The 12,232-nt window shown below is 60.8% G+C and carries 7 protein-coding genes; 4 read left to right on the top strand and 3 right to left on the bottom strand.

Annotation, left to right across the window (positions count from 1 at the left end):
• Positions 1-380 precede the first annotated feature (380 nt).
• The 4 genes from DOM58_RS00950 to DOM58_RS00965 all read left to right on the top strand — a co-directional run bounded on the left by DOM58_RS00950 (position 381) and on the right by DOM58_RS00965 (position 7,119).
• A complete protein-coding gene (locus DOM58_RS00950; RefSeq protein WP_075560844.1) occupies positions 381-641 on the top strand; it encodes a DUF4212 domain-containing protein in 261 nt (86 codons plus the stop codon).
• Between the two features lie 6 nt (positions 642-647).
• A complete protein-coding gene (locus tag DOM58_RS00955; protein ID WP_110691418.1) occupies positions 648-2,429 on the top strand; it encodes a sodium:solute symporter family protein in 1,782 nt (593 codons plus the stop codon).
• Between the two features lie 108 nt (positions 2,430-2,537).
• A complete protein-coding gene (locus tag DOM58_RS00960) occupies positions 2,538-3,053 on the top strand; it encodes a hypothetical protein (protein WP_075560842.1) in 516 nt (171 codons plus the stop codon).
• 97 nt (positions 3,054-3,150) lie between these two features.
• Complete coding sequence (locus tag DOM58_RS00965) at positions 3,151-7,119, top strand: hybrid sensor histidine kinase/response regulator (protein ID WP_110691419.1); 3,969 nt, start codon at positions 3,151-3,153, stop codon at positions 7,117-7,119.
• A gap of 414 nt (positions 7,120-7,533) precedes the next feature.
• On the opposite strand, the gene rpoD is transcribed toward DOM58_RS00965, so the two are convergent.
• The 3 genes from rpoD to rpsU form a co-directional block, all read right to left on the bottom strand.
• Complete coding sequence (gene rpoD / locus DOM58_RS00970; protein WP_110691420.1) at positions 7,534-9,381, bottom strand: RNA polymerase sigma factor RpoD; 1,848 nt, start codon at positions 9,379-9,381, stop codon at positions 7,534-7,536.
• A gap of 368 nt (positions 9,382-9,749) precedes the next feature.
• Positions 9,750-11,666, bottom strand: coding sequence for a DNA primase (gene dnaG, locus DOM58_RS00975; RefSeq protein ID WP_110691421.1), 1,917 nt, complete (start codon positions 11,664-11,666; stop codon positions 9,750-9,752).
• Between the two features lie 292 nt (positions 11,667-11,958).
• Positions 11,959-12,174 (bottom strand): 30S ribosomal protein S21, encoded by a 216-nt coding sequence (gene rpsU, locus DOM58_RS00980; protein WP_075560838.1) that lies wholly within the window; start codon positions 12,172-12,174, stop codon positions 11,959-11,961.
• Positions 12,175-12,232 lie beyond the last annotated feature (58 nt).

Raw genomic sequence — 12,232 nt, forward strand, 5'->3', positions numbered from 1 at the left:
TTATAGACGCCGGCGCAGATTCGAAGGGCGAATAGATTCATGCCGAGTCAAACTTGCGCCATTATGTGCAGCCATTTTAACGATACTAAGGTAGAAGATTTAACGTCTTGTTTTCGTTGCCCAATATTGCTATTGAGTAACTCAGGGCAATCGCAGATCGATAATGCATCCCGTCGACGAGCCATGGCGCCAATAGAGAGTGACTTTAGTCGCTATAAATGAGTGATCGAAACGCGCCAATCGGTCGAACCTTCCCGCGCAAAATTCGTATGCACGCGAATCACTCATGATGAATACGGTTTGTATATGAACGACGGATCCATCGGGTAAGCATAAATTCAAAGCCACTTCCCACCCTCAATGACGCGGAGAACGATAATATGGCAGATGACAAAACCAACGCTGCTGCCTATTGGAAGGCGAATGTTCGCCTGATAACCGGCTGCCTGATCGTGTGGGCGCTGGCGTCCTATGGCTGCGCCATCCTGCTACGCCCCCTGCTCGCCGGCATAGCCGTCGGCGGCACCGACCTGGGTTTCTGGTTCGCGCAACAGGGATCCATTCTGATATTCATCGGCCTGATCTTCTTTTACGCCTGGAAGATGAACCGACTAGACAAAAAATTCGGTCTCGGGGAGTAAGCCTGCATGAGTCAATTCGCGATCAACGTTCTCTTTGTCGGGGGGTCCTTTGCGATCTACATCGGCATTGCGATCTGGGCCAAGGCCGGGTCAACCAAGGACTTCTATGTCGCTGGTGGCGGGGTACATCCGATCACCAACGGCATGGCGATCGGCGCCGACTGGATGTCCGCCGCCTCGTTCATCTCCATGGCAGGCATCATCGCCTCGTCAGGCTATGGCGCCTCGACTTTCCTGATGGGCTGGACCGGTGGCTACGTGCTGCTGGCCCTGCTGCTCGCCCCCTACTTGCGCAAGTTCGGCAAGTTCACCGTTCCCGAGTTCATCGGTGACCGCTTCTACAGCAAGTCGGCGCGCATGGTCGCGGTGGTCTGCCTGATCATTGCTTCGCTCACCTACGTCATCGGCCAAATGGCCGGTGCCGGCGTGGCCTTCTCGCGCTTTCTGGAAGTCGACGCGACCACCGGCCTGATCATTGCCGCGATAGTCGTATTCTTCTATTCGGTATTGGGGGGGATGAAAGGTATCACCTATACCCAGGTGGCCCAGTACGTCGTACTGATCATCGCCTACACCATTCCGGCGGTGTTCATTTCGCTGGAATTGACCGACAACCCGATACCGCCGCTGGGGCTGTTCTCCGATCACAGCGCATCCGGCGAGCCGCTACTATCCAAGCTCAACGAAGTCGTCGTCGCGCTCGGTTTCAACGAGTACACGGCGATGGTCGACAACAAGCTGAACATGGTGCTGTTCACGCTATCGCTGATGATCGGTACCGCCGGTCTGCCGCACGTCATCATGCGCTTTTTCACCGTCCCCAAGGTCGCCGATGCTCGCTGGTCCGCCGGTTGGGCGCTGGTGTTCATCGGGCTGCTCTACCTGACGGCGCCGGCCGTGGCCTCGATGGCTCGCCTCAATCTGGTGACCACCATCTATCCGGACATGGCCGGCCAGGTCGAGAACTACGAGGACGCCGCGGCCAACCCGATCGCCTACGCAGACCGGCCCGACTGGATCCGGACCTGGGAAGAAACGGGGCTGATCAAGTTCGACGACAAGAACAACGACGGCAAGATTCAGCTCTACAACGACGCGGCCGACTTCTCCGGACGCGGTTGGCAGGGCAACGAGCTGGAAGTCAGCAACGACATTCTGGTGCTGGCCAACCCTGAAATCGCCAATCTGCCCGGCTGGGTGGTCGGCCTGATCGCCGCTGGCGGCCTGGCGGCAGCGCTGTCCACGGCAGCAGGCCTGTTGCTGGCGATCTCCTCGGCGATCAGTCATGACCTGATCAAGGGTGCGATCAATCCGAAGATCTCCGAGAAGGGCGAACTGCGGGCAGCGCGCATCTCGATGTCCGTCGCCATCGTCGTCGCCACTTATCTTGGCGTCAATCCGCCGGGATTCGCCGCTCAGGTGGTGGCCCTGGCCTTCGGTATCGCCGCCGCTTCGCTGTTCCCTGCCCTGATGATGGGGATCTTCTCCAAGCGGATTAACAACAAGGGGACCATCGCCGGCATGTTGACGGGCCTGATCTTCACTCTGGTCTACATCTTCGTCTACAAGGGTTGGTTCTTCATTCCGGGCACCGCCAATCTGCCGGATACCGAGGCCAACTGGGTGATGGGCATCTCGCCGCTATCCATCGGCGCCGTGGGTGCCATCCTCAACTTCGCCGTGGCCTACGTGGTTTCCAGCGTGACCGAGGAGCCACCGCAGGAGATCCAGGACCTGGTGGAGAGCGTGCGCTATCCCAAGGGGGCTGGCACCGCGATCGATCACTAAGCGACAATGCCTCCCTGACGAGCCAGGCTAACTGGCCCACAGGCTAACTGGTTCCAATCGAATCGGGCTTCCCAACGGGAAGCCCGATTCTTTGAGCAAGGACTCACTATGATATGGCATTTGGTCGCCGCCGCCGCCGCTGGCCTGGGCGCCGCCGGCGTAGCACTGCTGCTGCGTATGCTCAGCGGCAAGCGCCTCCCACGCTGGATCATTCCGGCCTGCGCGGGTCTGGGCCTACTGGCCTACCAGATCAACTACGAATACGACTGGTACGGGAACAAGCAACAGCAACTGCCGGAATCAGCGCAGGTGGTGTCGACCGAGCAAAGCCGGATGCCGTGGCGCCCGTGGACTTACCTCTATCCGCTGACCACGGCGTTCAGCGTCGTCGACCGGGACAAGCTGGTGAGCTCGCGGGACGATGGCGAGCATCTGGTCGAGTTCATTCTCTACCATTTCGAGATGCAGTATCGCGACGTACTCACTCATCAGGCGTACCTGATGAACTGCAGCAACCGGGAACGGGTACCACTCGTCGGCGACAGTCGACGGCCCGATGTCGATCGCCTGCGCCACCTCGCAGACGACGATCCGCAACTGAAGACGGTGTGCGCCAAGGGCTGACGCAACACACAGTACTGTTATCCCCAAGCCCGGGATCGCGGCTGCCCTCAGGGCCGGCATTGCCCTAGAATGGCCGCAGTTCAAGGGAGAGAATTTCATGTTCGAAGGCGGGTTGTTGATCGTCGTGGCGCTACTTTACGTCGCCACGCTGTTCGCGGTTGCCTGGCGGGGAGACCGCCACGCCAGACTCCACGGCCCCGCGACCCGTCGGCCCATCGTCTACAGCCTGGCGTTGGCGGTCTACTGTACGTCCTGGACTTTCTACGGCAGCGTCGGTCAGGCCGCGACATCCGGCTGGTCGTTCGCCAGCATCTTCTTCGGCCCGGTGCTGACATTTCTGCTGTTCTGGCCGGTGATCACCAAGATGATCCGCGTCGCCAAGCGTCAGAACGTCACCTCGATCGCCGACTTCATTGCTTCCCGCTACGGCAAGTCGCAGTCATTGGCGGCGTTCGCCAGCCTGATCGCGTTGATCGGCACACTGCCCTACATTGCCCTGCAGCTGAAAGCGGTTTCCACCGCCTTCCAGGTGATGACCAGCGATGGCGATGCGATCAAGGCCCCGATCGTCGACGACACCGCTTTCTACATCGCCATTTTCCTGGCGGTCTTCGCGATACTGTTCGGGACCCGTGACACCAATGCCACCGAGCACCACGAAGGCTTGATTCAGGCGATTGCTTTCGAATCGGTGGTCAAGCTGCTGGTATTTCTGGTTCTGGGGGCCTACGTCACCTGGGGCATGTTCGACGGTCTGGGCGAGCTCATGACGCGCGCCGACACGTACCTGAAGTTGCAGCAGCAGCTGACCGAACAGAACTTCGATACCGGCTTCTGGACCCAGACGCTGCTGGCGATGCTGGCGGTCTTCTGTCTACCCCGCCAGTTCCATATCACGGTGGTAGAAAACACCCACGCCGACGACGCCAAACGGGCACGCTGGCTATTCCCGATCTACCTGGTGGCGATCGGCTTCTTCGTGTTACCGCTGGCCGCTGCGGGGCTTACGCTGTTCTCCGGCGACGACATCTCGCCGGACAGTTACGTTCTCGCCCTCCCGATCGTTGCCAACCAGCCCTGGCTGGCAATGATAACCTTCGTCGGCGGCCTCTCGGCGGCCACCGGCATGGTGATCATGGCCGTAGTCTCCAACGCCATCATGATCTCCAACGAGATCGTGCTGCCCGCGCTGTTCCGGCTGCGCTGGTTCGAGCAACAACCGCGCGACTACGGCCGGATGGTCCTGCGGGCTCGCCGAATCACCATCGTCGTCATTCTCGCGCTGGCCTACCTGTTCTATCAGCTGGTGGCCGAGTACAGCTCGCTGGCCGCGACCGGCCTGCTATCGCTCTCGGCGGCGGCCCAGTTCGCGCCGGCGGTGCTCGGCGGGCTCTACTGGAAACGAGGCAATCGTCTTGGCGTCGTCACCGGTCTCAACGTCGGTTTCCTGATCTGGGCTTACACCCTGCTGATGCCGGCGCTGATCCAGGCCAACCTGCTGCCGGAGTCGTGGCTGGCCGGCGGGCCGCTAGGGGTGACGTGGCTCTCGCCGCTACATCTGTTCGGCCTCAACGTCACCGATAGTTTCGCCCACGGCGTCATGCTGTCGCTGGGTCTGAACCTGTTCTTCTACATCTTCATTTCGCAGCTGACACCGCAGCGCGTGGTCGATCGCATCCAGGCTTCGCTGTTCGTCGACAGCATCGAGACCCGTCAGACCACCGTCAACCGCCCATGGACCGGCGCCACCACCGTCGGCGATCTCAAGGTGCTGTGCGAGCGCTTCCTGGGCAAGTCGCAGGTCGAGCGGGCCTTCGAGGACTACGCCGGACGCACCGCCAAACCGATGGAGAACAACACCCGGGCGTCGATCGACGTGATCCAGTTCACCGAACGCCTGCTTGCGTCGGTGCTCGGCGCCTCGTCGTCGCGCATCGTCGTCAACTCCGCCCTTCAGGGGCGCGGCATCGGTATCTCGGACGTCATCTCGATCGTCGACGAGGCGTCGCAGGTGCTGGAGTTCAACCGCGCCTTGCTGCAGGCCACCATCGAGAACATCAATCAGGGCATCGGCGTGGTCGACCAGAATCTCAATCTGGTGGTCTGGAATCAGCGCTATCTGGAGATCTTCCGCTTTCCGGACAATCTGATTCGTGTCGGCACACCGATGGAAAAGGTCTTCCGCTACAACGCCCACAACGGTGAATACGGCCCCGGCGATCCGGAAGAACACGTCGAACAGCTGATCGACAATATCCGCAGCGGCAAGCCCCACCGCTACGAACGCTACCGCCCCGACGGCAGCGTGCTCGAGGTGCTGGGCAATCCGATGCCGGGCGGCGGGTTCGTCTACACCTATCAGGACATCACCCAGCAGAAGCGCACCGAAGAGGCGCTGATCCGCTCCGAAAGCAATATCCGTATCTACACCGACAACGTGCCGGCGCTGATCGCCTATTTCGACAAGGAGTGCCGCTATCTTTTCACCAACCGCGCCTACGAGGCGACGATGGGGATCGATCGCAATGCGGTGATCGGCGAACGGGCGGAAAACGTGCTGCCGCCGCAGACCGCGCGTCAGCGCACGCCGTGGATGCAGCGGGCGCTGCGGGGCGAGCGGGTCACTTTCGAGATTTCGCTGGACGATGGCGACGGCGGCGTGCGCTACATGCTGGTGACCTACACCCCGCACTTCGGCGAAGGCGGGCGTATTCTCGGCTTTTTCGCACTCTACCAGGACATCACCGAGCGTCGTCTGGCCGAAATCGCGCTGCGCGAGACCAACGAAAATCTCGAGGAACGCGTGCGCGAGCGCACCCAGGCGCTCTCCGAGGCCAACGCGGCTCTGCGCCAGGAGAACCGCGTTCGTGCCGAGGCCGAGCTGGCGCTACGCCAGGCCAAGCAGACCGCCGAGGATGCCAACGCCTCGAAGACCCGCTTTCTGGCAGCGGCCAGCCACGACCTGCTGCAACCGCTGAACGCGGCGCGGCTTTTCACCTCCGCGCTCGGCCAGCAGATCGAGCATGTCGACCACAGCCGCACCATCGGCCATATCGACAATTCCCTGCAGGCTGCCGAAGAGCTGCTGGGTACGCTGCTCGATATCTCCAAGCTCGATGCCGGCGCGCTGACACCTCGCCGCAGCCAGTTCCCGCTGGCGGATATCCTGCGCCCGCTGCGCGCGGAATTCGAGGTCATGGCGGATGATCGCGGTCTCGACCTGGAAGTGGTCACTACCAGCCTGTGGGTCGACAGCGATGCCCAGATGCTACGTCGGATCGTGCAGAACTTTCTCTCCAACGCGCTGCGCTACACCCAGCAGGGCCGGGTGCTACTGGGCTGCCGACGCTACGCCGAGCGGATATCGATCGAAGTGTGGGATACCGGCCCGGGCATCCCGGAATCCAAACTGAGCGAGATATTCCAGGAATTCCGCCGGCTCGACCAGGCGTCGCGCCACAAGGAGAGCGAGCGCGGCCTGGGGCTGGGGCTGTCGATCGCCGAGCGCATGAGCCGGGTGCTGGACCACCCTATCCGCGTCCGTTCTCAGGTTGACGCGGGCACCGTGTTCTCGGTCTCCGTGCCGCTGGTGGCCGGCCGCCGCGGCGCCGCCGATCCGGAGGAGACTGCACCCGGCAAGCGGGTCAGCAACAAGCTGGGAGGAACGCGGATCCTGTGTATCGACAACGAGCGCCTGATTCTCGAGGGAATGAAGGCGATGCTGGAAGGCTGGGAGTGCGAGGTTTACACCGCCACATCGATCGGCGGCGCCAAGTCGGCGATTCGCAACATGGGTGGCGATCCGGACGCCATTCTGGCGGACTACCATCTCGATAACGAAGTCACCGGGATCATGGCGCTGGAAGCGCTGGAGGAACTCTGCGAACAGGCGGTGCCGGGTATCGTGATCACCGCCGATCGCACCGAAGAAGTCGCCGAGGAGATCAAGCGCGGCGGCTATCAGATCCTGCTCAAGCCGGTACGCCCGGCCGCCCTGCGTGCGCTGATGACGCGCACGCTGCAGGCGAGTCGGGCAGCGAGGCTATCAAGCGACCAAAGAGACTGATTTTTCAGTCGCTGACAAACTTCATTGCCACAGAGCCCGGCGGCTATTCAAGACCGCTCCTTCAGGCTCATTTGCGAGCCGGGTCTTGCGACATGGATGTCGCAAGAGGCGCGTTAGGACAGGATGTCCGTTACGCGTCGGCCCGAGCGAGCACATGAGGTTGAAGGTAAAAGCGGACTTGTGCCGCCAATAGAGGGGGAGCGGCGAGGGCGCGAGCGTTAAGCCCCCTCGTCATTACGCAGATGAGTTCGAGAAGTCCTCGGCAGTGAGGTTCTCGCCGATTTCGAATCAGTCGCAGTACCCTGGATATTCACGTTCCCGCCAACCTCTCGGTTGGCGGGGCTCGTCGTTCGTGCCCGGGATAGGGCTTTGCGACAGGGCTTTGCGACAGAACTTCGCGATGCGGCTTCGCGCTTACTCGTCGAGGAACGAACGCAGCGGCTCGGAACGCGACGGATGACGCAGCTTGCGCAGTGCCTTGGCTTCGATCTGGCGAATACGCTCGCGGGTGACGTCGAACTGCTTGCCGACCTCTTCCAGCGTATGATCGGTATTCATGTCGATCCCGAAGCGCATGCGCAGGACCTTGGCTTCGCGGGCCGTCAGCCCGCCGAGAACGTTGCGCGTCGCTTCGATCAGGCCTTCGCCGGTGGCGGAGTCGATCGGCAGCACCATGGTGCTGTCCTCGATGAAGTCGCCGAGGTGCGAGTCCTCGTCGTCGCCGATGGGCGTCTCCATGGAGATCGGCTCCTTGGCGATCTTGAGCACCTTGCGCACCTTGTCTTCCGGCATCTCGAGGCGCTCGCCCAGCTCTTCCGGCGTCGGCTCGCGGCCCATCTCCTGCAGCATCTGGCGCGATACGCGGTTGAGCTTGTTGATCGTCTCGATCATGTGGACCGGGATACGAATGGTACGAGCCTGGTCGGCAATCGAGCGGGTGATTGCCTGACGGATCCACCACGTCGCATAGGTCGAGAACTTGTAGCCGCGACGATACTCGAACTTGTCCACCGCCTTCATCAGGCCGATGTTGCCTTCCTGAATCAGATCCAGGAACTGCAGACCGCGGTTGGTATACTTCTTGGCGATCGAGATGACCAGACGCAGGTTGGCCTCGACCATCTCCTTCTTGGCCCGGCGGGCCTTGGCCTCGCCGATGGAAAGACGCCGATTGACCTCTTTCAGCTGGCCGACGCTAAGGAGGACCATCTCTTCTTCGAAACTGATCTTGCGCTGGGCGCGCTGAATGTCACCGCGGAACGGTTCGAGGCGATCGGCATACTTGCCGTGCTTGGCGAGGAAATCGTCGAACCACGTATTGGTCGCTTCACTGCCCAGAAACGAGCTGATGAACGTCTTGCGCGGCACTTTGCCCTGCTTGACGAACACCTGCATGATAGCCTTTTCCTGGCTCCGAACCTGATCGACACTGATCCGGACCTGACCGACCAGACGCTCAAAATGCTTGGGCGACAGCTTGATCGGCGAGAACAGCTCGGCCAGACGCGCCTGCTCGGCATTGGCGTCTTTCGAACCACGCCCGTGCTTGTCGATGGCGGCCTTGGCAACTTCATTCTGTTGGCGAATCTGCTCGAAGCGAACCCGAGCTTCTTCGGGATCGGGGCCACCTTCGCTGGCGGTGTCGTCGTCTTCTTCGCTCTCTTCGTCGTCTTCGTCGTCGTCACCACTGGACGTGGTTTCGACCTCTTCCGGCAGCTCGACCTCGGCAACACCGGGAATCCCTTCATCGGGATCAATGAAACCGGAGAACAGATCCGACAGGCGCCCGGGGGCTTCCTCGTCCTGAGTCTGATCGTAGACCTTGAGGATGGAATCCACGGCACCGGGCAGGTAGGACAGAGAAGACATGACCTCCCGCAGACCTTCCTCGATGCGCTTGGCAATCTTGATCTCGCCTTCGCGGGTCAGCAGCTCGACCGTCCCCATCTCACGCATGTACATGCGCACCGGGTCGGTCGTACGTCCGACATCGCTCTCGACGGCGGCAAGCGCCGCGACAGCCTCTTCCGCTGCCGATTCATCCGCCGAATCGTCGGACATCATCAGCGTGTCTTCGTCAGGTGCCTCCTCGACGACATTGATCCCCATGTCATTGATCATGGAGATAATGTCTTCCACCTGATCGGGATCGGCGATATCTTCGGGGAGATGATCGTTCACTTCGGCATAAGTCAGGAAACCCTGCTCTTTGCCGCGTGCGATCAGCTCCTTCAAACGTGACTGCTGTGCATTTCCAGCCATAGAAACCCTACTCGACGAAGAAGAATGAAGCACCTGGGGATGACAGCGCGCCGCCCAAAAGCCGGCTAGTATAGCGCGCCCCCGCTTTTTGCTGCCAGCTTCTACTAACTTGCCTGCCAGGTGTGCTAGTGTGCTTGGTTAACCTATTTGGTGGCGATCGCCGCCATTTCAACCTTTTTGACCGCGCGTTCGGTTGATAACCTTACTGATTGACCACTTCATGCTTCCCTGCCTTGGTAGTCCGAATCTCGTGACGCCGTTTCCCGCCCGAAGTCTGCCCTAGAAACGCCGGACGGTTGCTGTACAAACGCCGGGCGCTCGCGCCAATCTCGTTATTCAAATGGCCTTGATTTCAATCCGGTCGACGCTCATGAAGAGCCTGACCCGCCAGTTGCCAACTGACCGATAAGCGCCCGGAGCCGCTGCTTCTCTTCGCTGCCGAGGGCGCCCGGCTGACGGCTCTTCTCCAGTAGCTGACGATACTCCTCGACCGGGCTCAAACGCTCGCTTTCACGCTCGAGATAGCGCACCCAGTTGTCCAGCTCGCTGGCCCGTACCTCACGCGGAATGGCCAGTTCACGGCGTGCCAACTGATCGAGACGTTCACCGTCGGCACTACCGTGAAAATGCGCCAGCAGTACCTGAGGGCTGCGATAGCGTCCGGCACGCAACAGTTGCACCACTTCGCGGCACAGACGGCCATCAGGCACTTCCATCGGGCACCATTCGAGCGTTTCTGGCAGCCCTTCGGCCAATCCCGGCTCGTGCAACAGCAGATGCAATATCCGAGCCGGAATGCTCAGGGAAAGCGTAGCAGTTCCTGAGCGAGATGCCGGAAATGCGCGCGATCTTGACGAATGTTTACCCTTATCGACCGGCGCTCGAGGGTCTGAAGCCGTTTCGTCACCCTCTGCCACGGCCATCAGGGCTTCGTAGCCGCCGACATCCGGTGTCGCCGATTGACGCGGCAACGACTCGACATGCGTCGCCAGCCAATCGATGAAATGCGACTGTTCGATACCACTTCGCACCGACAGTTCCCTGACCAGCAGAGATTTGAGCACCCCTTCCGGTAGACGCTTGAGCGTCTCCAGCACGGCGGTAACGAAACGCTCCCGCCCCTCCACCTGCTTGAGGTCGTGCCCTTCGGCCGCCTGCTCGAACAGGAATTCCGACAGCGGGCTGGCACAGGTGACCCGATTCTCGAACGCTTCCTGACCCTCCTGACGGATCAGCGTATCAGGGTCCTCCCCCTCGGGCAGAAACAGGAAACGCACCTGGCGACCATCGATCATCGATGGCAGCGCGGTCTGCAACGAGCGACGCGCCGCCTGACGCCCGGCATTGTCGCCGTCGAAGCAGAACACCACTTCGTCCACCAGCCGGAACAGACGCTGCAGATGGTCCGTGGTCAGCGCCGTGCCCAGCGTGGCACAGGCATTGCGGATTCCGAACTGTGCCAGCGCCACGACATCCATGTAGCCCTCGACCACCAGCACGCGAGCCAGTTGGCGATTGGCCTGGCGCGCCTCGAACAGGCCGTAGAGTTCACGACCCTTGTGAAAGACCGGCGTTTCCGGCGAGTTGAGATACTTGGGCTTGGCATCACCCATCACTCGACCGCCAAACGCGATGGTGCGGCCTTTCCAGTCACGAATCGGGAATATCACCCGGTCTCGAAAGCGATCATAGGTACGCCCGGTCTCTTCACGGTGCACCAGCAGCCCGTATTCGACCTGGACCGCCTCGCTGACGCCCTGTTCGAGCAGATAGCGCTTGAGCGATTCCCACTCGTCCTCGGCGTAACCGATACCGAAATCGCGGATAATCTCCTGACTCAGGCCGCGACGCTCGAGATACTCCCTGGCCTGACGTCCGCCTCCCAGCGCCAGCCGCTCGCGGAAGAAGCGTGAGGCCAGCTCCAGCAGATTGACCCCTTCCTCACGTTTCTGCTGGCGCTGACGCGCCCCCGGATCCTCGCCGCCTTCCCGTTCGACCTCCATGCCTGCCCGCGATGCCAGTTGTTCGACGGCTTCGGGGAAACGCAGATTGTCGAATTCCATCAGGAAACGCAGGGCGTTGCCGTGAGCGCTGCAACCGAAGCAGTGGTAGAACTGCTTATCGTGACTCACCGTAAACGACGGCGAGTTTTCCTGATGAAACGGGCAGAGGCCGCTATGATTGCGCCCACTTTTCTTGAGCTGAACGCGCTCGGAGATCACATCGACGATATCGGTACGCGCCAACAGGTCATCGATGAAGCGCTGAGAAATCTGTCCGGCCATATCGTCGGGACGCTCTGGAGAATCCGGCTGCAGGCGGGCTGTGATAAAGGGCCCGGCGCTGCTGCCATATCTGGTTTAAAGCAGATCTGTTTTAAAGCAGATCTGTTGTAAAGCAGGTCTGTCGTGACGAAGATCTGTCGTAAAAAGTGCCTGTCGCGAAGCGTGGACAGTCAGAATATTCCTGCCTGCGTGCCGTTTCCGGCAAATGGCAGCGTGACAAAAACAAACGGCCACCTGAACGGCGGCCGTTTGATCGTCCCTCTGAGGTGACCGAAGTCACCCACAGTACGGATCAATACAAGCGTTCGAAACGCTTACGCTCACGCTGCAACTTCTTGGCGTGACGCTTCACGGCAGCCGCAGCTTTACGCTTGCGAACCGCAGTGGGCTTTTCGTAAGTTTCGCGACGGCGGACTTCGGATAGAACTCCGGCTTTTTCGCAGGAGCGTTTGAAGCGACGCAGCGCGACGTCGAACGGCTCGTTATCACGTACTTTAACAGCGGGCATGAAGCACTCACCTACCTTGGGAATTGAGTTCGGTTTGAACGCACACCCTTTTCGACGC

The organism is Salinicola halophyticus, from assembly GCF_003206695.1.
GTDB lineage: Bacteria > Pseudomonadota > Gammaproteobacteria > Pseudomonadales > Halomonadaceae > Salinicola > Salinicola halophyticus.

Bases quoted from the DNA above. Each gene is read 5' to 3' on its own strand.
- DOM58_RS00950 (WP_075560844.1), top strand. From the start codon at position 381: ATGGCAGATGACAAAACCAACGCTGCTGCCTATTGGAAGGCGAATGTT.
- DOM58_RS00955 (WP_110691418.1), top strand. From the start codon at position 648: ATGAGTCAATTCGCGATCAACGTTCTCTTTGTCGGGGGGTCCTTTGCG.
- DOM58_RS00960 (WP_075560842.1), top strand. From the start codon at position 2,538: ATGATATGGCATTTGGTCGCCGCCGCCGCCGCTGGCCTGGGCGCCGCC.
- DOM58_RS00965 (WP_110691419.1), top strand. From the start codon at position 3,151: ATGTTCGAAGGCGGGTTGTTGATCGTCGTGGCGCTACTTTACGTCGCC.
- rpoD (WP_110691420.1), bottom strand. From the start codon at position 9,381: ATGGCTGGAAATGCACAGCAGTCACGTTTGAAGGAGCTGATCGCACGC.
- dnaG (WP_110691421.1), bottom strand. From the start codon at position 11,666: ATGGCCGGACAGATTTCTCAGCGCTTCATCGATGACCTGTTGGCGCGT.
- rpsU (WP_075560838.1), bottom strand. From the start codon at position 12,174: ATGCCCGCTGTTAAAGTACGTGATAACGAGCCGTTCGACGTCGCGCTG.